Here is a 22,200-nt window from a genome sequence, read left to right as displayed (position 1 = left end):
GGGGGGACGAACTATGAGGATTCTCATTATTGTTCCTGCATTTAATGAAGAAGAGAATATTATAAAAACGATTAATAACATTAAAAGCGCCGGTAACTATGATATTCTCGTTATTAATGACCGATCGATCGATCAAACCTTGCTACTCGCAAGGACGCAGAAGAACATTAAAATCGTTGACCTTGCCTGTAATCTTGGCATTGGAGGGGCCGTGCAGACAGGATATATGTATGCAGAGCAGCACAATTACGATATCGCGATCCAAATCGATGGGGATGGGCAGCATGACGCTAACTTTATTAGCAAGGTAATAGCTCCGATTACGCAAGAGGGATACGATTTTGTAATTGGATCCCGTTTCATTGAATACGAAGGGTTTCAATCTACACGCACCAGAAGAGTGGGAATATTGTATATTCAACATCTGATCCGCATGATCAGCGGCATTCAGATCACGGATCCTACTTCCGGCTTCAGGGCTTTCGGCAGACGAGCGATACAATATTTTGCCAAACATTATCCCAATGATTATCCAGAACCTGAATCTATAGTGATTGCCCATCGTTTAGGGTTGAAAATTAAAGAAGTACCTGTCGTGATGAAAGCGCGAGAAGGCGGCAGTTCGTCCATTTACACTTACAAGAGTGTGTATTATATGTTGAAAGTGACTCTATCCATCATGATAGCTAGATTAAGCCGGGTTATCCAGATGCATGAGTATGGAGAGGAAGGCAGTTAGGAAAATGTGGAGGCAGCTAAAGCGGCATATTATCAACCTGGAAGTTCATGAAATAATCAGCATTGCAATGCTGGTAATTTTGTCAATGATATATGGGGTTGGACTGGAAGACGAGAGTTTAATAGATGAGATCATTCATATTGCTTGGACGGCTGGACCCATTACACTGAGCATAACTTTTTTGATGATCGTGTTTTTTGTCGCGGCGATATGTGTGAAAAAGGGTTCTTTTGCAATTCAGGCAAGGCTGTTATGCCGTGTGATGGCTTCCTTTTTGGTCATGCTGGTATCCTTCGAAGCAGTCATCCATTATATTTCAGCGCGTGGATTGCCTCTGCAGGATTCGTTATTACAGGACTGGGATAAAGTCCTTTTTTTTAGTAAACAACCCGCAGAATGGTTGGAACTTATCAATAACACCCCACTGACTCTCACTTTAAGTGCAGCCTACCTTTCTTGGTTTGCTTTTACATACGGTACCATTTTTCTTATGTGGCTCTATGGCCGTAAAGCCTTGCTAGAATACACGACGGCAGCATTAACAACCTTCTATGTCGGTTATCTTATTTATATAGTAGTGCCTGCTATCGGCCCTATCTTTACGTTCACCTATTCAAGCAAGCTTGGCGGATTAACAGCTATGATGCTAGATAGAAAAGTATTTGTGCCGGCTGCGGACGCATTTCCGAGTCTGCATACAGGTATATCCATCATCATGTTAATCGTTGTCAAGAAATATGCTAGAAGATGGGTGTGGCTGTATGTCCCTGTTATGATATCCATCATTGCGGCAACCATTTACTTACGGATTCATTATGGAGTAGATGTGATTGCAGGTGTGATCCTTTCCTTATTCATTGCTTGGATTTGTCCTAAACTTTTAGCGATTTGGGAGCGAGAACGAGGCGGATTGTCTAGACCGTCTTAGATTTCAAAAGAAAGCCGCCTTTATCTTCGGAATCGAAGAATTTAAGGCGGCTTTAATTGAATGTAAGCAGGGTTGGCTCACAATTTTGATTAACTTTGTCTGAACTCACCTGAAAACACGAACTCACTTAACGGTTTCCGAATAGAAGGCACCTCACGTTCCTGAAACTTCTCCGCCAAAGCTTCGACCGGACCGCGGAAGCCGATGGCTATGACCGCGTGAATGTCGTAGTCAGCCGGTATTTGAAGTGTTGTCCGGGCAGCCTCTTTGTCAAAACCACCCATTGCGTGTGTGATTAAGCCTTGGTTGGCCGCCTCTAATGCGAGATAACCCCAGGAGGTTCCCGCATCAAATGCGTGCGAGGAGTTCGGATTTCCATTCGCAGTTTGTGTGTTAGAGATCACAACTGCAAGTACAGGGGCTTGTTCGCACCATTCACGATTTCCAGCAGCGATAAAGGTGTGAAATTTGGCCCGTTCTTCAGCCGTACGTGCAACAATGTAGCGCCATGGCTGCAAATTTCCGCCTGACGGAGCCCAGCGTGCCGCTTCAAAGAGGCTTAACAAAACGTCCTCCGGTACTTCCTGGTCCTTGAAGGAACGCGGGGACCAGCGCGTTAAAAATTGGGGGTTAATCTCGTGGTCAGGTTGGCGACGGTTTTCAACTTCTGCGGGTAAGGAATGGTTCATCTGGATTCCTCCTTTTATTGTTCAACTCTTATTTATTTTAGCTGATTTTACCATTGAATACGAATCTCGACTAATTTGCAAGAGTTGTATGTTTGCCCATTAATTAGGTAAAACTAGTTGTGAGGATATGATGTGCCGAGAAGAGGTGCGAATCGACGGTGAATTTTACAAGTCAAGACGTTACGATTATAGAGCGAGCATTGAGAACGGCGATGAAATATGAGCATGAAAAACACCGGATCCGGGATTATCAGGAAGTTCTATTGAAGCTGCAGGAAAGTGCTGAGCAAGCTTTAAGTAGACATGCGCGGGTGACCCATGCAGAGCACGATGAGATCAGGTACGATTATGATGATTCATCTGAACTCATGTAGACACACGAACGTATATTCTGTAAAATAGAAGAAACTAGGTGTAAGGAGATTCGACTCATGAATCCTTTAACAGGCAAGGTTTCTTCCATCGCAGAAATGATAGACTGGATTCGTAAATCCCCTGAGATCATGTCTCAGGTTACATATTGGCATACAATACCCCCGCGCGATCCGAAGCTGGCTGAATTTCCAGCGGGATTGCACGAGGGTATTCGTGCTGCGCTTGGGCATAAACATATTCATCGTTTATTTACGCACCAAGCAGACTCGTTTCGAGAGGTGACTAACGGCAATCATGTGGTCACGGTAACACCCACGGCATCGGGAAAAACGCTATGTTATAACCTGCCTGTGCTGCAAAAAATTCTTGAAAATGACGCTTCGCGGGCATTGTATTTATTTCCGACCAAAGCTCTCGCGCAGGATCAAGTGGCGGAACTGCAGGAGATGGTCGATTTCATGGAAGTCGACATTAAGACGCATACCTATGATGGCGATACGCCGCCTACGGTACGGCAAGCGATTAGGAATGCAGGGCACATCGTTGTAACGAACCCTGACATGCTTCATTCTGCAATACTGCCGCATCATACTAAGTGGGTAAAACTGTTCGAGAATTTAAACTACATCGTGATCGATGAAGTTCATTCGTATCGCGGCGTTTTTGGCAGCCATGTGGCAAATGTGATTCGCAGACTAAAGCGAATTTGTCGATTCTACGGCTCGAATCCGCAGTTTATTTGCGCTTCGGCGACGATTGACAACCCGAAGGAGCATGCCGAACGGCTAATTGGAGAAAGTGTAACACTTATCGATAATAACGGAGCTCCGGCCGGCGAAAAGCATTTCGTCTTCTATAACCCGCCGGTCGTGAACCAGCAGCTAGGCATTCGCAAAAGCTCGGTGTTGGAGACGCGCAAATTGGCGGGAACCCTGCTGCGAAGCGGGATCCAGACGATTGTTTTTGCACGGAGCCGCGTGCGCGTGGAGATTTTGCTGACCTATCTGCAAGAGCTCATCGCGCATGAGCTGGGCAGCAAATCGATCCGCGGCTATCGCGGCGGCTATCTCCCGAAGCTGCGACGGGAGATCGAGAGAGGCTTGCGCAGCGGAGAGATCCGCGGCGTCGTCAGCACGAACGCGCTGGAGCTGGGCATCGACATTGGCCAGCTGCAAGCGTGCGTGCTCAACGGCTATCCAGGCACGATAGCCAGTACTTGGCAGCAGTCCGGGCGTGCCGGACGGCGGCAGGAGACCTCGCTGACGATTCTCGTCGCGAGCAGCAATCCGCTGGATCAATATTTGATCCAGAATCCGCGGTATTTTTTCGAGCGCCCGCCTGAGCAGGCGCTCATTCATCCCGACAACTTGATTATCCTTGTGGATCATGTGAAATGTGCAGCCTATGAGCTTCCATTTGAAGCGAATGAGAGTTTCGGAGAAGAGAAGCTTACGGATATTTTGGAGTTTTTGACTGAGGAGCAGGTCCTTCACCAGGTGAAGGACCGCTGGTATTGGATGGAGCAATCCTTTCCAGCTCATAACATCTCATTGCGCTCGGCAGCACAGGAGAACTTTATAATCATTGATATGACGAATGGCCATCGCGTAATCGGAGAATGCGATCGCTTCAGCGCTCCGACACTCATTCATGAAGAAGCGATTTATATCCATGAAGGTATCCAATTCCAGGTGGAGAAGTTGGACTATGAGGAAAAGAAGGCGTACGTACGTCAAGTGAACGTAGATTACTTCACAGACGCTAGTCTAGCGGTTCAGTTAAAGGTGCTGCATGTGAATCGAGAAGGAAGCTCCGGAGGATTGCTCCGCCAACTAGGCGAAGTCACCGTCAATGCGCAACCGACGATTTTCAAAAAAATTCGTCTGAAAACACACGAGAACATAGGTTCTGGACCTATCAGATTACCGGAAGAAGAATTGCATACGAGCTCGTACTGGTTTACGTTCGATGAATCGATGTCGGCAGGCCGAAGTGCCAACGATATGCAGCATGCGCTGCTCGGCATCGCAAATGTGCTGGCGCATATTGCGCCGCTTTATTTGATGTGCGACCCGATGGATATTCGGGTCGTGCCGCAGGTTCGCGCCGTGCATAACAAGCTGCCGACCGTGTTTTTCTACGACCGCTATCCGGGCGGCGTAGGTCTGAGCGAGAGGCTGTACGAAGTCCACGGCCAGCTTATGGATCAAGCGCGCAGCCTGATCACCGTCTGCGGCTGCCTGAGCGGCTGCCCGGCCTGCGTCGGGCCGATCGAAGAGGTCGGCTTGCTCGGCAAGCAGCTCGCCCTGGAGCTGCTGTCGCAGCTCGAAGGAGGTGCCCGATGAGCGGGCTCCGCGAGCGACTCAGCCGCCTCCGGGGGCCCGAGGCGGCACCTGCGGCTCCGCCGCCCCAGCCTATGGCGGGCGTCGAGTGGGCGCAGCTCGGCGCCCATGTCGAAACGAGCCCTGAGGGCTCGTTCGTGATGCGGCGCCGGACATACGGCGCGGACAGCGCGCACGGCAAGTATCGGCTGAGCGAGCTCGCCGAACATGTGCAGCAGCTGTCCTGTTTTCACGACGCCGGCGCCGTGGTCCGTATCGAAGAGCTGCTCTTCTTCGATACGGAGACGACCGGACTTGGCGTCGGGGCAGGCAACGTGCCGTTTCTCGTCGGCATCGGCTATTACAGCGGAGAGCTGTTCATCGTGGAACAGCTCTTGATCCGCAACCCTGCAGAAGAGTATGCGATGCTTGTTTATCTGCAGGAGCTGCTTAGCCGCTTTACACATCTTGTTTCGTATAACGGCCGTACGTTTGATTGGCCGATTTTGAAGAACCGCTATGTACTCAATCGACTCCAACTGGACGATTCTGATCTACTGCAGCTTGATCTTCTATACCCGTCACGCAGCTTGTGGCGAAACGCTTTGCCGTCATGCCGGCTCAGCAAAGTCGAGGAAAGCCGGCTCGGATTCGAACGTATCGATGATGTTCCCGGTTCCATGGCGCCGGCGCTTTATTTTCAATACTTGGCTGAAAAAGATCCATCTGTACTTCAGGGAGTGTTCGTTCATAATGAACACGATATTGTAACTTTGGCAGCGTTATCGATACATTTTGGCAAGCTGCTGGGCGGTTCGGCCTGGATAAAAGACGAAACAGACTTAGATTTGGGTTCAGATTTAGGTTCAGATGTAGATTTAGATATAGAATCAGATGTAGATATGAATTTAGAATTAGGATCAATTGACCTTGATGAACACTATCGAACAGGGCTATGGCTGGATAAGATGGGGAGATCGGTATTAGCGGACCTTGTTCTTGATAAGCTGTATGCAAGACTTATGCGAACATCCCAATCTCCAGCGTCTTTTACCCATTCCGATCAAGAATCAGCCCTTTTGCTTCTGGCTTCCTTATATAAGAAAAAAGGCGTTTACCCGCGAGCCGTCGAGCTGTGGAAGCGATGGGTCGAAGCCAAACATGCTAGCATCGCCCTCCAATTGGAGCCATACGTTGAATTGGCGATGTACTATGAACACCGTGAGAAAAATGTGCGACAAGCGCTCTTTTTTGCCGAAGAAGCATGGGCTAAGCTATGGCGCAGGCGTTCCCTGCAGCGTAGCGACAGTAAGCATATGGAAGCCGAAGAGGCATTGGAAAAGCGTATTCGGCGGTTGAAAGAAAAGCTGCAAAAGATGGAGCGCCCAGAGTCTCCAATTAAACTTGCCAACAGATCGCAATCCAAAGCAGCGAAACCGCGCCGTTTGAAGCCGGTATATGTCAGCGAAGGTTTGATTTAACTTTGAACCGGTTCTTTTTTCCGCACCGACGAACAAGTTTACAAGCCCAATAATTTGGACATACAAGGAAGAAAACGGCAAGGAGTAAGCAGCATGCCTGAGCTTCCGGAAATGGAAACGTACCGTCAGCAATTGACCCCTCTGATCCAAGGGGGAACTATTACAGGTGCCGAAGTTTCACGGCCAAAGTCATTGAATGTGGAACCTGAGCGTTTTGTTCAAGCGCTGACAGGAAACCGTATCGTACGGATCGATCGTAGAGCGAAGCATTTGCTATTTCTGTTAGCTACCGGAGACGTGTTGCTTCTTCATCTCATGCTTGGCGGTTGGATGTTTTACGGTACAGAAGAGGAGAAACCGGACCGGACGACGCAGGTCGAGATTCATTTCGACTCAAAAACTCTTTATTTTATCGGTTTGCGACTAGGTTATTTGCATTTGCATGCTCTTTCTGACCTGGAGGCTCACTTAAGTAAGCTAGGTCCGGAGCCTCTCGATTCCGGCTTCACTTTTGAACATTTTCAACAAGCCCTCAAAGGAAAGAAAAGCAATCTCAAAGTAACATTGGTGGATCAGGCCGTCTTATCGGGCATAGGAAACTGCTACTCGGATGAGATTTGTTTTTACGCCGGGCTCTTACCGACTCGCAAAGTTCCTTCCCTCAACTTTGAGGAGCTGAATCGTCTGTACCAAGCCATGCGGACCGTTTTGCTCGAAGCGATTAGCTTCGGCGGCTATATGGAATCTCCACTGTTTATCGGTGATCGATTAACCGGGGGATTTGATGAGAGATGCCGGGTTTATGACCGGGAAGGGGAGCCTTGTGTGCGATGCGGGCATCCGCTTATCAAGAATGAGGTCTCAAGTCGCAAATGCTTTTACTGTGCGAATTGTCAGGTTTAAGGGGGCTAGGCATGCATGTTTATTGGCTCTCACGTTAGTACGCGATGTGGATATATTGGAGCTGCCAAGACTGCATTATCCATTGGAGCGAATGCTTTTCAGTATTTTCCGATGAACCCGAGAAGTCTTTCTACCAAGGTTTTTAATCTTCGTGATGCCGAAGCATGCGCGCAATTTTGCCGGGATCATGGAATATTATCCATAGGCCATGCCCCTTATCCGTTGAATCCTGCAGTTGAAGACGTAGATAGAGAGATTATGGTGAGGCTCTTAATTAACGGTTTGGAAATTACCGATGCTTGCGGTTCTGTAGGTCTTGTGGTGCATTTTGGCAAATATGTAGGAAAAGACCCGTTACAAGGCTACAAAAATATAATACAATGTTTGAATAGCGCTACGCGTGCATATAACGGTACATCTCTGATTTTGCTTGAAAATCAAGCCGGGGAAGGCGCTCAACTTGGGCTGACTTTGGAAGAGATGGCACAGGTACGGAAACTTTGCGAACAACCGGGAAAAATAGGTTTTTGTTTGGATACGTGCCATGCCTTTGCAAGTGGAATGTGGAGCGGTGATGGCTGGAAGGAACTGGAGGCAAGGGCGGGAAGATTGGATTACCTCCCGTACTTGAAAGCGATCCATCTCAACGACTCCGTCCATCCTTATGGTTCCCGGAGAGATCGGCATGCGAACATTGGAGCTGGTTACATAGGAGACGCCCCCATGCGGCAATTGTTATCTTCCAGACAACTGCAACATATTCCCATCGTTTTAGAAACGCAAACAGCCGGCGATGGGACCCACCGGGATGAAATTTTGCATGTAAAATCATTGGCAGGAAAGGAAGATCCGCGATGATTCACGTTTATTTAGATGATCTGCGCCCTTGTCCGCAAGGCTTTACTCTAGCTAGAAACGCGGAAGAGTGCATCATGCTTTTGGATACGTGTGAAGTAGATATTCTGTCATTAGATCATGATCTCGGCTGGGGAACGCAGCAAACGGGTATGGATGTTGTGCTATGGATGATTCAAAAGCGAGTTTACCCCCAAAGCATCTATATTCATACTTCAAGCACATCAGCTTGCTCAAATATGTACCAAATGCTCTACTCCGCAAAGCCTGATACAATGAAGCTATATCCAAGCCGTATTCCGGATGATATGCTATGGCAAATTGCCCAGGGAACGTATAATAGCGGTTAGGAAACGAAAGGAATCGATTCAATTATGATCCAATTATCCGGCATTCATTTTATTCGTCAAGAACGGCATATTCTACAGGATGTGAATCTGCAAATGAACCCAGGCGAGCACTGGGTTTTGTTAGGGCGTAACGGCTCTGGGAAGACTACATTACTGGAAATGATGAATGGCTACGAATTCCCTAGCCGAGGCACGGTAGAAGTACTGGGTAACCGCTATGGTCAGTGTGATGTAAGAGAAGTACGGAAGAAGATCGGGTATATCTCCCAATCGCTGTTCGAAAAGCTTAATCTCACCGATCCCGTATGGGAAGTGGTTGCGACCGGGGAGTATGCCTTCCTGCGTTTTTATCAGGAAATACCGCAAGAAGTCAAAGAACGTGCGCTTCAAATGTTGAAGCGGGTACGTATTCCTCATCTGGCCGATCAACCGCTTGGCACTCTTTCACAAGGGGAACGTAAGAAGGTCATGCTCGCCCGCTCGCTCATGATGAAGCCTTCGATTCTCATTATGGATGAGCCCGCTGCAGGTTTGGACTTGTACGAGAGAGAACGGCTGCTGACTGATATTAATGATCTTAGTCAACAAGACATTATGGTCGTATACGTGACTCACCATATTGAGGAAATCATTCCCTTATTTACGCACGTCGCACTCATCGAAGAAGGTAAGTTAATTGCCGCAGGGCGTAAGGAAGAGGTATTGACGCCAGAGAATGTGCATCGAGCTTTTGGGGTGAATATCACATTGGAATGGTTCCAAGATCGACCTTGGATCAAAGTTATTGAACCCAGATAGTAGACTACATAAATTAAGAGCTTAAAAAGTCCGCTTTCAGAACCGAGAAGGTTGGACGATATCCGGAGAAGGAGGAACGGAGCGTAGAGATTTGCTACGAGAGTACCGGACTTCTCGGATTCGTTCAAGATTCGATGTTGACACCGCTTTCTGTAAAGCCTCGTTATCAAAGCGGACTTTTTAAACTACCTCTAAAGGATGCGGCTATGACAATTTTAGCAAAATGTATCGGCACTTCAAATCACGGATTCGCCCAATATGCGCAAGAAGAAATTCGCAGATTGTTTCCTGTGGCCAAGTTTACGTTATTGGTGCCGACGGAAGTTTTCATGTTCGAAGTGCCTATTGATATCGACGAGGTTTTAACCACGATAAAAGAACAAGAACCCATTTTTCTTAGACACGTACAGCCCGTTCATCATGAATGGGAGTTGAGTCGTTCGGAGATGGATTTAAATCATTTGAAGGCTTGGCTTGGACAAGCTTCTGCTCTTGGGCTGATGGGTTCTGGTGAAAAAATAGCCGTACAAGTCAGGAAAGAAGAACGTGCTAACGTACCTTTCGCACCGTTTGCCGTTAAGGCTGCTTTGGATGAAGTGATTGTTAGGGAGTTGCAATCAGAGCCAGTCGTTCGGCAGTCGGACCGGATTATTTCGGTATACATTAGCGCGAACAAGCTGTTCGCCGGCATTTCCAAACCTTCGGACAACTTGTCCGATTGGTCGGGTGGTGCGATCCGGTTTCATAAGGAAGACGACCAAATTTCACGTGCGAAGTTCAAGCTCCTTGAGGCCGAACAGCGTTTTGGACTTGATTTCAGCTATGCGCGAGCAGCTCTTGATATCGGTGCAGCTCCTGGTGGCTGGACGTCCTTTCTATTGGAACGCGGGTTGCGTGTGACTGCCATTGATCCGGCAGCTATGCACCCGAGTTTATATGGCCATCCGATGCTTACCATTCATAAGAAAAATGCCGGAGACGTGAAGCTGCGTCAGGATGAATTTGATTTGCTTGTTTGCGATATGAGCTGGAGTCCGCGTCAAATGGGGCGGCTCGTTGCAGACTTACTCTATGCTCTCCAAAGTGGAGGAACTGCAATAATTACGGTGAAACTTATGCATAAGAAGCCTTTCCAAACGATCCGTGAGCTTATGCAATTGTTCGAGCCGTCGCTCTTTTTGATCAAAGCCAAGCAACTGTTCCACAATCGTGAGGAATTAACGCTTTACTTGCAAAAAACATAGAAATTGGAAAAATGTTGTAGATTTTTGTTGGGAGCCCTCTTATAATCAAGGTAATTCTTACCTGATAAGGGGGCGATTTGTTTATTGTACAGCGCAGACAGCAATTAATAGGAACAAGTATTGGGGGAAGATATTGGATTCATTCCTTGCTCGGTCAAGGAGGTATGGGGCATGTGTATTTAGCTGAAGATTTGAAGCTGAAAGGGAAGAAATGGGCGGTAAAGGAGTGTTTACCGGGAACAGCAGATCCGGGTCTCTTTTTGGAGGAAGCAGAGATGCTTGCAAGGCTTCAACATCCGCAGCTCCCGCAGTTGGTGGATTATTTTACAACGGATGATGGCAGCAGTTTCTTGGTTATGGACTATATTCAAGGTCCGACATTACAAGACTTATTTGAGGAAAAAAGGCGTCAACTGCCCGTTTCGCAAATTATAGGCATAGCGATTCAAGTATGCGATTTGTTTCACTATCTGCATACTTTTCAGCCTCGGCCGATCATCTATCGCGATTTGAAACCGGCAAATGTGATGCTGGGCGAACAGGATCAGGTGAGGTTAATTGATTTTGGTGTTGCCAGGCATTATTCGCAAGGGAAACAGTCGGATACGATGCAGATCGGCACGATTGGCTTTGCGGCACCCGAACAGTTTCTTGGGTCGCAGACAGATGCCCGCTCTGATTTGTTTACGCTTGGCGCGATGCTCTATTACCTGCTATCAGGGGGGCAGTTTGCTTATATAACTCAGCAGCCTATCGAACAACTTCGAAAAGGACTCCCGGAAGTTTTAACTTCAACCATCCGAATGCTTCTCCAAGAGCAGCCGCAGGACCGCTGCCAGTCAGCTTTGGAGGTTAAACATCGGCTACGTGTTTTGTCTTCCGAGATGACGGAAAGTAGAAACAGTCAAGGAGGCCGTCAAGAACGCATTCAGGCTGATCCAACATTAGTCTCTGAAGCAATTCCGGACAAACTCATTGTAGTTGGAGGTTTATTTGCCGGTGCAGGGTCGACATTTACTGCGATTTCTTTAGCCCGAATCCTGCATGCCATGCAGATTCCTAATGCCGTTGTCGAACATCCGGTCATTGAACCGGATCTGTATATGCTACTTTATGGCGATCAAAAAGCGCCGAAAGATTATTCATTTGTTTCTACGGCATTAACCGAACTTACAGCCATACATACAACAACGTGGACAAGCGGCTTTACGACTTGGGTGCCTTTACATCCTGAAGGTTTCAAGGAGACTTGGCAGCCGGCGGATTCATATAAACTTTTACACAGTATCAAAAAGCCAATCGTCTTCATGGACGTATCGACAGCATGGGGAGATTGCACAGTTCAAGAGCTTTGCCACAGTGCTGACGAAATCATCGTGGTGCTCGATGCCTCTCCAGGTAAATGCAACAGGCCGAGCTCAAGGGCACACTTGGCACTGTTTGAGTTATATCGTAAACGCGGTAAGAAGGTACATTTTGTAGCCAATCGGGCTGATGTTGGGCGTTTACACAGAGAATGGGTGGATTCACTGCCGGAAGCCCCATTATGTACGATTCCCGAAATACCTTATGCGGATGTCATGCGTGCCGTTTGGAAAGGGGAATGTATTCAAGATGAACAACAGGTGTTGGTGAAATTGGAGAATTCGCTAGCTCCCTTGATCAAACAAATTTTACCAGATGCCATTTTGCAGAAAAAACGATATATGGCTAGGAAGACCATGTTTTCCCTATTTAAAAAGTACGGGTAATCATTCCATCAAGTATGTTATGATACAAAGAGAGATAAATAGAAGAGGGGCTGTAATTGATGGAAAAAAGATTTGCAAGAGAATCCAGATGCTTTAAAACATCGAGAATTTTCCCAACAGATGTGAATAATCACAATACGTTGTTTGGCGGGAAGCTGATGTCGTACATCGATGATATCGCTTCGATCGCAGCGCATAAACATTGCCGAAGATCCGTTGTGACGGCTTCGACGGATTCGGTCGATTTTTTGTATCCGATCCATACGTCGGATTCCGTCTGTCTGGAATCGTTTGTGACGTGGACAGGCAAGAGCTCAATGGAAGTATTTGTGAAGGTAGTGACTGAGGATTTGAAGACCGGAGCTCGCCGAATTGCGGCTACATCTTTTCTTACATTCGTAGCGCTGGATGAAAATAAAAAGCCAGTGGAAGTTCCGCAAGTTGCGCCTGAAACGGAAGAAGAAACGAAACTTCACGAGTCCGCGCCTCATCGTGCGGAAATTCGCCGAATTCGCAGGGAAGAAAGCAAGAAACTTGCAGGTTTCTTCACGATGAAATATCCTTGGGAATAATAGGGATTGATTTTTTGGTAGAACGTGGTATAATTTGGATACTTTAATATGACAAAAGCGGAAGCACCGCTGATCGTTGAGATTTTTTCTCTTCAATCAGTGAGTGCTTTTTTTGTTTTTGTCTTTTCTATTGAAAATCGCATAGGAGAGTGATGCATGAATTCTGCAACGACAACCCGTATTGCCATCGTACTGGCGATTATCAGTGTTGTTTTAATCGGCAGCGGATTGTATGCAATGGTATTTACTTCATAATAATTTCTTGCCAGTAAAGGAGGATATGATGGGTAAAATTCAACTTTTTGTTCTTGATGACGACGTGGTCTATGCCGAACGGTTGGCTTCATTCATTCGTCATTCGGAGTTTGCCGACAAACTTCAGGTGAAGCTGTTCACCAAGTTGGAATTCGTGATGGAGCTGCTCGATAGTCCTCCATGCGAAGGTATTTTGTTATTGTCGGAAGTTTATTTTCCGGAACTTAAGAACCATTGTACTTCATTAATTAAAATGATTTTAAGTGAAAACATCGCCAGTTCGAGCGATGCCGAGACAAAGGTTCCGTTTTTGTATCGCTACCAATCTCTGCATCAACTGCTTTCCCGTATCATCGCTTTTTATTGGGAAAAGCAAAAAGCAGGTGGAGTTCATGGAGCGAGAAATACGCAGGTGCTATCCGTTTATGGCAGTGCCGGCAACAGCGGGAAGTCCATGACGGCTATTCATTTGGCAAAGCAGCTGTCGTTTCGGGGCGAACGCATATTTTACTTAAGTCTGGAGTCGGTAAGCTCAGCCTCGTTGTGGCTGCAAGGAGATTCGGCTCATTTTTCGCAAATTTTGTATTATTTGAAAAGTACGCCTGAACTGTTGGGACCTAAGCTTGCGCTGCTTAAATCTCACGATCCCCGGTTTCGAATTGATTATATGACTCCGAAAGATCAAATCCGAGAAATGCAGGAAATGTCTGGTGAAGCTGTTCGACTCTTCATCGAAGCCCTAATAGGGTTAAATCAATACGATTATATGATCGTGGATTTGGAAGCATCCGTTCATCCTAGGATCCTCAAGGCGTTAGAATTAAGTGATCATATCTTGTGGATCTTGCTCGATGATTTGAACGATTTATATAAATCTAAAGCCTTGCACAAACAGTTAGGAAATCTACCGAATTTACATTATGTGGTCAATAAATATACAGGTAAGCTAATGAACGACTTATCAGTTCTGGGAAATAACACCATTAAAGGTTATCTGCCATATATTCCTGAGTGGAAAAATGTGCATTCACCCGAGCAAGTGTGGCAATCGGTTTTATTTTCAGAGCAGGTTTATGAAATGTTCCATGCTTATGTCTCCGATTCTACGGCGCGCGATTTGAATGTAAAAGGAGCAGCAGCTTCATGAACCAGACTTTGTTTGTCAGTTTGAAGCAGCAAATCAAAGAGAGACTGGATCTTTCGAGCACCGTGAGTGATGCGCAATTGATGGAACTGATCGAAGAAGTTGTATTCTCCATAGCTGCGGAACAAGAATGGACTTCGAGTGAGATACATGAAGGTGTGAAGCGAATATTCAACTCGTTTCGGGGGCTAGATGTACTTCAACCGCTGCTGGATGATCCGACAGTTTCAGAGATTATGGTCAATGGGCATGAGAACATTTTTATTGAACAAAAAGGGGCTGTACAACGATATCCTTATTCATTTGAAAGCGAGGAGAAACTGGAGGACCTCATTCAGACTATTGTTGCTAAAGTCAACCGTATTGTGAACCAAGGATCGCCCATTGTCGACGCTCGACTAAAGGATGGTTCTAGGGTTAATGTCGTACTGCCGCCGGCGTCGCTTGGAGGCCCGACGATCACGATACGTAAGTTTCCGGAAAAGCCGATGCACATGATGGATTTGATCCGAATGGGCAGCATCACTGAACAGGCTGCAGAATTGCTGCAGACGATGGTTGAATCGAGCTGCAACGTGTTCATTGGTGGTGGGACCGGTTCAGGAAAGACGACATTTTTGAATGCTCTGAGTGATTGGATTCCATCCGATGAAAGAATCATAACCATCGAAGATTCTGCTGAACTGCAAATCCAAACTGTTCCGAATATAGTCCGGATGGAAACACGCAATGCCAACACGGAAGGCAAAGGTGAGATCACAATTCGTGACCTCATTCGCTCTTCATTGCGTATGCGGCCTAATCGCATTATCGTTGGCGAGGTCCGTGGGGCTGAGGCGATTGATATGCTGGCAGCAATGAATACAGGCCACGATGGTTCGCTCAGTACGGGTCACGCTAACTCATCAATGGATATGCTTAGCCGACTTGAAACCATGGTTTTGAGCGGGGCTGCTCTCCCTGTAGAGGTCATTCGAAAGCAAATCGCCTCGGCACTTGATGTGATGATCCATCTGAGTCGTATTCGCGACCGTACACGTAAAGTGACAGAAATTCATGAGGTTCTTGGCGTGGTGAATGGCGAAGTACAATTGAATCCGCTTTTCTTATTTGAGGACCATGGTGTAACCGAAGATCAGCAAGTAATCGGTAAGCTTGTTTATACAGGTAATAGCCTTCATAACATGTACAAAATTCAAATGGCCGGCAAGCGGCTGCCAGCTTGGTTCCGCACGGCTGAGAGAGAAGGTGCAACCGGTTGAGAATGGCGCTGATTGTGCTTTTCGTAGGCGTTTGTAGTTGGTTCTTACTTTTAAAATTGGAGAAAAGAAATGGTGAAAAGACGTTAAAAGAACCCAGGTTCGAGCAGGTGAAGTCGTTGACTAGAACTTCTACACTCTTGGACTACAATGAATATCAGCTTACATCAAAAGAAAGGATTACAGCTATTTTAATGCTTGCTCTACCAGCTGTTGGAGTTGGCTATGTGTTTTATAAAAGTATTTTTCTTGCATTGGCATTAGGCGCTGCAGGCTTCCTTTATCCACGATTTCGCAGAAAACAATTGATTCGATTGCGGAAGAACAAGCTTCATGTTCAGTTTAAGCAAGCGTTAAGTTGTCTATCCTCAGCTATGACAGCCGGGAAATCTATCGAATCCGCTTTTCGAGAAGCACTTGTGGATTTAAAGGTACTTTATCCAGATCCTAACTGCCTTATCGTTGTGGAGTTTAGTATCATTTGCAGAAGGGTAGAGAATGGTGAACCCATTGAGGCGGCATTGAAAAATTTCTCCGATCGCAGCCATCTGGATGATGTGAACAGCTTTACGGACGTTTTTCTTACTTGTAAGCGGACTGGGGGCAATTTGGTCGAAGTTATGAAACGTACGGCTGGTGTAATAGGGGAAAAGCTAGAAATTACGCAGGATATCGCGGTCATGATTGCACAGAAAAGATTTGAGTCCAGAGTGCTGAGTTTTGCGCCAATTGTGATTGTAGCTGTGCTTGCCTTTACTTCACCGGAATACATGGACCCTCTTTATACAGGCAGCGGCGTTCTTATTATGACCGTAAGTTTGATACTTCTGGCCTTCTGCTATGGGCTTACCCAAAAAATTATGAATATTAAGGTGTAGCATGTGGATCACAGCTGTATGCATCGTTGAAGCTATTATTTATCTGCTATTATTCTTGTTTGGTTATAAGCGTAACCACCGGTTTCTTAAAGAGAATTCGTATCCATTCCGCTTCAAATGGCTGCTGCCCTTAAGCCTTCTGATTGTAGACCAGCTGCAATTGATGGAGAATTTCCCTGATTTTACAGCGAAAATACATCATAAGCTGATTACGCTTTATGGAAGAAGTTTCGCCATACATGGCAGCAAAATGTTTTGTGCGGAGCTCATCTCAGCTTCAAGTGCTTGTATGCTCCTTTTTTCATTATTATCAGCTCTCACAGGAGGAGATATAAACTTAATCGGATTTGGTTTCATTGTTACTGTGCTCGTACCTGCGCTCATGGTAAGGGATCTGGATACCAAAATTCGAAAAAAGCAGCAGCATATGATCCTTCAACTTCCGGAAGTACTTAATACGATCGTACTTCTCGTGAATGCAGGAGAGACCGTTAACCGTGCCTGGATACATTGTGTCGAAGCACAAAAGCATAAAGTTGAAACGCCTTTATTAAAAGAGTTAGCCCAAGCGGTACATGAGTTAGAAATGAACGTGTCTTTTCCGAAAGTCATGGAAGATTTCAGCAAACGTTGTGCACTGCACGAGGTATCGCTTTTTACATCGACACTTCTGCTGAATTATAAACGTGGAGGAAGCGAATTTGTAATGGCATTACAAGCACTTTCATTGGATCTATGGCAAAGACGAAAATCACTTTCTCGAACGCTTGGCGAAGAAGCATCATCCAAACTGGTGTTTCCCATGGTGCTCATATTCGTCGTTGTAATGATCATCGTTGCCGCTCCAGCATTATTAATGATGAAACAATAAGCGAATTTTAGGAGGAATCCGTAATGAAAAAATCGTTAGATTGGCTGAAAACGTTCTGGAAGGACGAAGAGGGTCTGGGTACTTTGGAAATTTTATTGATCGTTGCGGTTCTCGTTGCGATAGCGATCATTTTTAGAAAATGGATCGTCTCTTGGTTCCAAAAATTAATTGGAGATGCCAATACGGATCTTAAGGATAACAGCACGGTAACACCCTGTGTGCCGGGCCCTACAACAAGCTGTGCGCCTTAAAAGACCGTCCATCCAAGAACTGAGAAAAAGTGAGCAAGGGAGCTTCACGATAGAGGCCTCGCTTGTGTTTCCAATAATCCTGCTTTGCACGGTCACCCTATTGTTTGTAGGCATGTACGTTTATCAGAAAGTTTTTGTTCAGCAAGTTGCACGCACAACTGCAGAGCGCCTCGCTTTCACATGGGACAATAGTTATAAGGATTTTGTGACCGGAAATTTTAACCCCAGTCAAACGGATGGTCTTTACTGGCGTTTGACACAAGATAGCGTGACTGATCTGTTCGGTCTATTGTTATCACGGGGTTCAACAGAAGTAGCGATTCCCTCGTCCAGGGGGACAATCGACGGTAAGGTTGAAAATAAGCTTGCTAAGTCGTCATCTTCATTGCCTATGGGTATTACAGGGACTGCTCGGTTTACGAACTATATTTTTGATCGCAGGATAGAGGTCATCTTAAATAAACCTTTCTTTATGCCGCCCTTCATAAAAAGATGGTTCGATTCGGAACAGGCAAAGGGTCGAGCGGCTTCCCATGTTGTGGAATCCGTTGAGCTAATCCGACTGACAGATATAACTCGCACCTACATCAAAGCGATCAAAGGAAAAATATCGCCTCAGAAGGCAAAAGAAGCACTTACTGAACCAGCACAAGATCAACTATCAGGACCTGGGGTAACGATTAAAACCGAGCGCCAAGCGGCCACTTACTTGAAATCTCTCGTTGGGGGCATGGAAGTAGTATTGACAACACCGTCTGGCAAAAGCAGGACAATCGATGCTCTCGACGCACAGGGTATTGCCCACCAAGCTTTCTACAATGTCACAGAAACCCAGCTTCGGGAAGAACAGATGCCCAAGGATGCGGAACTTCTCGAACAAGGTACGCAAGTGAAAGGGGTTGTATGGCATTTTTTTAAAAAAGAGGTAGAGGGTAAGGTGGTACCGACGGATAAGTTTCGAAAGGAGCTTGAACGTAAAGGAATTGTCGTGGTCATTCATAATTAGTAAGCGGGGAGTTTATGCGATCATTTATTCGCTCTGAAAGAGGCGCAGTATCTGTGTATCTAATCTTGATTATTGTGCCCATATTTTTATTCCAAGCTGTATTGATCGATTTCGCGAGAATCAAACTCGCGGAAAAAGAAAATGAATCAGCGGTCAAAGCTGCCTCCAGGTCTGTGATGTCTGCTTACGATCCAGAGCTTCAAAGGATGGGTTTATATGGCCTTGGTTTAACGCAAGAAGAAGCTGAGCGCATTTTTCAAGAGGTGTTTGCGAATAACCTGTCTGGCAACGTATCTTCAGGTGGATTTCATTACGTGGATAATAAGCCGGTGGATAAGGATTTGCGTGTAACGCCAGTTTATTCGATGGCCAGTCATGTAATCTTTGAACGACAGATATTAGAGGACATGAAAATCAAGGCTCCTATTGAATTTATGCTTGAGATTACGGATAAGTTCCGTAAGAGCGGTACGGAGGTGCCCTTTCAACAGGGATCCCAGTTTTCAAAGGAAGCAGCAGCACTAGATAAATTGTTAGAGCAGAGAGAAAAAGAGTTAGATGAAGCATGGAAAAGCAGCGAAGAGCTGCATGCAAAAACTTCGAGTTACCATAAATATTATGTAACGCGAATTGCTGAATTAGACGATTTAGCGGCCCAGATTGGAATTCATACGATTGACGAAGTGAGAAGCAATTTAGCGAATGTGAAGGAACAGTTGAAATCAGTTAGGGATTCGATAGCAAATTTGAATATGACTATAGCTTCCTTAAGTCAAGCAGGTGAACAGGCATGGTCGAGTATTCAATCGATTTTGGAGTCCAGGAGAGAGCTGGAATTGCAGGCTCAAGAACTTGTGCAGCAACAAAATGAACTCGAAAGACTTCTTGGGTTAATAATGAAGTATGCAGAATTGCTTTCGGCAACGAAATTGGAAGTATCTGCAAATGGAAATATGATTCGGGAGCTACAACAAACCATTGAACCTGCTTTGCGCAAAGCGAAGCAGAAAAATGATGAAATCCGGGATAAACTGAATGTTATTCAACAGCGTTCTGAGAGTAGCTCGTCTAAAGCTTATGAGGCTTTTCAAAGTGTGGTCATCATCGGGGATGATTATTTCTATAACTATCAAAATTCTGTAGCCAGTATTTCTGCGCTCTTTAGCGCTTTTCAAGAGATCGTGAACTCCGTTTATCTGTATACGCCAGACAATACGAGCAAGGCTAATGGTGCAAACGATGCATATGGGACTCGATCGAATGAATTTTACACGAAACAAAGTGTCTTAGAAAAAGTGAGAATGGACAAAAATGAAACGGTTGTGACAAGTAAACGCGAGCAGAAAAATAAAATCCAAACGGTGCTGGATCAAGCAAAGCAATCCATTGGCGGGTGCACCTTGTTAGGTGAGCAGGGAGGGGACCGTGAATTATATAAACGATTGCAAGGTGAGGGACAGGCTAAGGGTGAAAAGGGCTTTTATCAAAAATACCGCGAGGCGAACGCTCAAGAAACAGTCATTGGCAGTGAAGTAGCCTTTGATTTGGAGAAACCGGAACCAGTGAGCCTTCAAGCAATGAGCATGCTGGAAGCGTTTAATCAAGCTGCTGCGACGATGCGTAATGAACTCTACGTGAATGAATTTGCTTTAACGAAATTCAATTACCGAACGTACGGGGTTGAAAAAGATCCTTCCGGTCAGCCGAAACGATCGAACGAGCTCATTGACCCTGGCTCACATGTATTAGGGAACCAAGAAGTAGAATACTTGCTTTATGGATTTTCTTCATGCGCAGCCAATATTTCTTCGGCTTATGCGGAAATGTTTTCCTTTCGAATGGCGATCCGGACGGTAGAAGCACTTCTTGATCCGAAAAAAGAGCTGCTACAAATCGGTTCACCGTTTCTAGTGTTGTTGGCTGCCGCTGCTGAGGGAGCCTTCGAAGCATTTCAAGATATGAACAAGCTGGTCAAAGGTGAGTCTGTCGAGTTGTCCGCAAAATTAACTTCTTCAGCGCTAAGCTTGAACTATAAAGATTATTTGCGAATTTTTCTGCTGCTGCACAGCAACAACACCAAGTTAATGGCGAGAATGCAAGCACTCATTGAGTTGCAAACGGGCAAAGACCTGATTCACGAAACTACATATGTACAAGGAATTGCAGCAAGTAGTATAAGGGTTTGGTTCATCCCTCAAATGATGAAGCTGATGGAAGGTTCTGGGTTATTAGGCTGCAAAGTAGTGGGAAATCGCTGTCAAATCACTAGTACAGCTGCAATGTCCTATTAAGGATAATCGGAGGGCGTATGCTACGCAAATTTAGAAGCGACCAGCAAGGGGGGATCGTTCTGGAAGCATCTTTAGTGCTGCCATTTTTTCTAGCCTTTGTGGTAGGAATAATCCTTTTCATCCAACTTGCTGTAATGGAAATGGCGTTGCAAGCAGGGGTTACCGAAGCAACCAAGTCAATAGCAGGTCAACTATATCCCGTACGACTGCTGGTTCAAGAAGCAAAGTCTCACTACGATCAAAGCCGGGTGTCGGAAATGATTAATTCAGCCGTTGATCGTGTAAAGTCCGCAAGAGACAAGGTAGTCGGCGCTGAAGACTTAGCTGATGAGTACGCTGCTTATATTCCGGACTCGCTGCTAGAGCTAATTAAATGGGAAAAGGAAAAGCGCAGGCAAGGGGAAGGAGAAGCCCAGGAAGAGATCGACCAATTTTACGATCAAACGGTAAAACCGCGAATTAATGCAGCATTCACTCCCATTGCTTATGCTTTTTGCGACAGCGCTACGATTCGAAAAGATCAATTCAAAGTCATCTCGGTAACACTGCCGAGCATGGAACGTTCGGGTAACGCTTTCTTTGGCATTGAAGCTCAAATTGAATATAAGTTTCCACTGCCATTTATTAGTAAAATGATCATTTTGAAAAAGAAAGCATTTGAACGAGCATGGGTTGGTGCTTAGCCTTAAATAAACTGGTAAAATGACGGATTCTCTTAGGAGGGTTTATTTGATTCATCTGATTTTATTCTTTTTAGTCGGCATCGCTTTTATCACGGATGCTCGCAAGTCTATAATCCCTAATGTGCTAACGCTGTCTGGAACGTTAGTTGGCTTCTTTTTCCACGTGTCGACCCAAGGTTGGAATGGTCTGATGTTCACCTTGAATGGGGCTGTGACAGGATTTACTTTGTTATTTCTGCTACATTTACTCGGGGCTCTCGGTGCTGGGGATGTGAAGCTTTTTGTTGCTATTGGTGCTTTAATGGGAGTTACGTTTGTTCTTCAATGCATCATTTATGCGATTTTGTTTGCCGGTGTAATCGGTCTATGCTTACTGTTGATTCGAAGGCAAGTGACTACAACAGGCCACAAATTCGCTAGCTGGTTTATTTCTATTGTCGCATTTGGAGATAAGGGAACCCTTTTGAATTTGAAGCGTCAAAATAATACGAAATTCCCATTCATGTACGCCGTGGCCCCGGCAGTCATGTTGGCTTGGTATGAAGTTTTTAAATGA

The 22,200-nt window shown here is 45.8% G+C and carries 22 protein-coding genes; 21 read left to right on the top strand and 1 reads right to left on the bottom strand.

The window, feature by feature from the left end; all coding sequences use genetic code 11:
* Positions 1 to 13 precede the first annotated feature (13 nt).
* Positions 14 to 739 (top strand): glycosyltransferase family 2 protein, encoded by a 726-nt coding sequence (locus tag ACFQZT_RS23940; RefSeq protein WP_379303880.1) that lies wholly within the window; start codon positions 14 to 16, stop codon positions 737 to 739.
* Positions 740 to 743: 4 nt separating this feature from the next.
* Complete coding sequence (locus ACFQZT_RS23935; RefSeq protein ID WP_379303878.1) at positions 744 to 1,667, top strand: phosphatase PAP2 family protein; 924 nt, start codon at positions 744 to 746, stop codon at positions 1,665 to 1,667.
* 89 nt (positions 1,668 to 1,756) lie between these two features.
* On the opposite strand, the gene ACFQZT_RS23930 is transcribed toward ACFQZT_RS23935, so the two are convergent.
* On the bottom strand, positions 1,757 to 2,356 hold the full coding sequence (locus ACFQZT_RS23930) for a nitroreductase family protein (RefSeq protein ID WP_379303876.1): 600 nt from the start codon (positions 2,354 to 2,356) through the stop codon (positions 1,757 to 1,759).
* 158 nt (positions 2,357 to 2,514) lie between these two features.
* Here ACFQZT_RS23930 and ACFQZT_RS23925 point away from each other — a divergent pair, with 158 nt between their 5' ends.
* The 19 genes from ACFQZT_RS23925 to ACFQZT_RS23835 all read left to right on the top strand — a co-directional run bounded on the left by ACFQZT_RS23925 (position 2,515) and on the right by ACFQZT_RS23835 (position 22,200).
* Positions 2,515 to 2,730 (top strand): hypothetical protein, encoded by a 216-nt coding sequence (locus ACFQZT_RS23925; RefSeq protein WP_379303874.1) that lies wholly within the window; start codon positions 2,515 to 2,517, stop codon positions 2,728 to 2,730.
* A 57-nt stretch (positions 2,731 to 2,787) separates the two neighbouring features.
* Positions 2,788 to 5,076, top strand: coding sequence for a DEAD/DEAH box helicase (locus tag ACFQZT_RS23920; protein ID WP_379303872.1), 2,289 nt, complete (start codon positions 2,788 to 2,790; stop codon positions 5,074 to 5,076).
* The gene (locus tag ACFQZT_RS23915; RefSeq protein WP_379303870.1) at positions 5,073 to 6,533 is read left to right on the top strand and encodes a ribonuclease H-like domain-containing protein; all 1,461 of its coding nucleotides are present in this window, start codon (positions 5,073 to 5,075) and stop codon (positions 6,531 to 6,533) included. Before ACFQZT_RS23920 ends, ACFQZT_RS23915 begins: the two co-directional genes overlap by 4 nt.
* A 93-nt stretch (positions 6,534 to 6,626) precedes the next feature.
* Positions 6,627 to 7,436 carry a bifunctional DNA-formamidopyrimidine glycosylase/DNA-(apurinic or apyrimidinic site) lyase gene (gene mutM, locus ACFQZT_RS23910; protein WP_379303868.1) on the top strand — a complete coding sequence of 270 codons (810 nt, stop codon included), beginning with the start codon at positions 6,627 to 6,629 and terminating at the stop codon, positions 7,434 to 7,436.
* Positions 7,437 to 7,451: 15 nt separating this feature from the next.
* Positions 7,452 to 8,294, top strand: a complete 843-nt coding sequence (locus ACFQZT_RS23905; protein ID WP_379303866.1) for a deoxyribonuclease IV — start codon at positions 7,452 to 7,454, stop codon at positions 8,292 to 8,294.
* Positions 8,291 to 8,641, top strand: a complete 351-nt coding sequence (locus ACFQZT_RS23900) for a cyclic-phosphate processing receiver domain-containing protein (RefSeq protein ID WP_379303864.1) — start codon at positions 8,291 to 8,293, stop codon at positions 8,639 to 8,641. Before ACFQZT_RS23905 ends, ACFQZT_RS23900 begins: the two co-directional genes overlap by 4 nt.
* 24 nt (positions 8,642 to 8,665) lie before the next feature.
* Positions 8,666 to 9,439, top strand: coding sequence for an ABC transporter ATP-binding protein (locus ACFQZT_RS23895; protein WP_379303862.1), 774 nt, complete (start codon positions 8,666 to 8,668; stop codon positions 9,437 to 9,439).
* Positions 9,440 to 9,645: 206 nt separating this feature from the next.
* Positions 9,646 to 10,683 (top strand): SAM-dependent methyltransferase, encoded by a 1,038-nt coding sequence (locus ACFQZT_RS23890; protein ID WP_379303860.1) that lies wholly within the window; start codon positions 9,646 to 9,648, stop codon positions 10,681 to 10,683.
* A gap of 77 nt (positions 10,684 to 10,760) precedes the next feature.
* A complete protein-coding gene (locus ACFQZT_RS23885) occupies positions 10,761 to 12,434 on the top strand; it encodes a protein kinase domain-containing protein (RefSeq protein ID WP_379303858.1) in 1,674 nt (557 codons plus the stop codon).
* A gap of 59 nt (positions 12,435 to 12,493) precedes the next feature.
* Positions 12,494 to 13,006, top strand: a complete 513-nt coding sequence (locus tag ACFQZT_RS23880; protein ID WP_379303856.1) for an acyl-CoA thioesterase — start codon at positions 12,494 to 12,496, stop codon at positions 13,004 to 13,006.
* Positions 13,007 to 13,286: 280 nt separating this feature from the next.
* Entirely contained in the window at positions 13,287 to 14,408 is a 1,122-nt protein-coding gene (locus tag ACFQZT_RS23875) for a P-loop NTPase family protein (RefSeq protein ID WP_379303854.1), read from the top strand.
* Complete coding sequence (locus tag ACFQZT_RS23870; protein ID WP_379303852.1) at positions 14,405 to 15,667, top strand: TadA family conjugal transfer-associated ATPase; 1,263 nt, start codon at positions 14,405 to 14,407, stop codon at positions 15,665 to 15,667. The genes ACFQZT_RS23875 and ACFQZT_RS23870 overlap by 4 nt, the downstream gene beginning before the upstream one ends.
* A 2-nt stretch (positions 15,668 to 15,669) precedes the next feature.
* Entirely contained in the window at positions 15,670 to 16,542 is an 873-nt protein-coding gene (locus tag ACFQZT_RS23865) for a type II secretion system F family protein (RefSeq protein ID WP_379304193.1), read from the top strand.
* Between the two features lies 1 nt (position 16,543).
* Positions 16,544 to 17,413 (top strand): type II secretion system F family protein, encoded by an 870-nt coding sequence (locus tag ACFQZT_RS23860; RefSeq protein WP_379303850.1) that lies wholly within the window; start codon positions 16,544 to 16,546, stop codon positions 17,411 to 17,413.
* 23 nt (positions 17,414 to 17,436) lie between these two features.
* Entirely contained in the window at positions 17,437 to 17,664 is a 228-nt protein-coding gene (locus ACFQZT_RS23855) for a Flp1 family type IVb pilin (protein ID WP_379303848.1), read from the top strand.
* Entirely contained in the window at positions 17,630 to 18,670 is a 1,041-nt protein-coding gene (locus tag ACFQZT_RS23850) for a TadE/TadG family type IV pilus assembly protein (protein ID WP_379303846.1), read from the top strand. The genes ACFQZT_RS23855 and ACFQZT_RS23850 overlap by 35 nt, the downstream gene beginning before the upstream one ends.
* Positions 18,671 to 18,723: 53 nt before the next feature.
* On the top strand, positions 18,724 to 20,961 hold the full coding sequence (locus ACFQZT_RS23845) for a hypothetical protein (protein ID WP_379303844.1): 2,238 nt from the start codon (positions 18,724 to 18,726) through the stop codon (positions 20,959 to 20,961).
* A 17-nt stretch (positions 20,962 to 20,978) separates the two neighbouring features.
* The gene (locus ACFQZT_RS23840) at positions 20,979 to 21,644 is read left to right on the top strand and encodes a TadE/TadG family type IV pilus assembly protein (RefSeq protein ID WP_379303842.1); all 666 of its coding nucleotides are present in this window, start codon (positions 20,979 to 20,981) and stop codon (positions 21,642 to 21,644) included.
* A gap of 46 nt (positions 21,645 to 21,690) precedes the next feature.
* On the top strand, positions 21,691 to 22,200 hold the full coding sequence (locus ACFQZT_RS23835) for a prepilin peptidase (RefSeq protein ID WP_379303840.1): 510 nt from the start codon (positions 21,691 to 21,693) through the stop codon (positions 22,198 to 22,200).

Source organism: Paenibacillus sp. GCM10027628, assembly GCF_042676385.1.
Taxonomy (GTDB): domain Bacteria; phylum Bacillota; class Bacilli; order Paenibacillales; family NBRC-103111; genus Paenibacillus_E.
The sequence above is the reverse complement of the archived record's forward strand: the minus strand, read 5'-3'. Positions and strand labels throughout refer to the sequence as shown.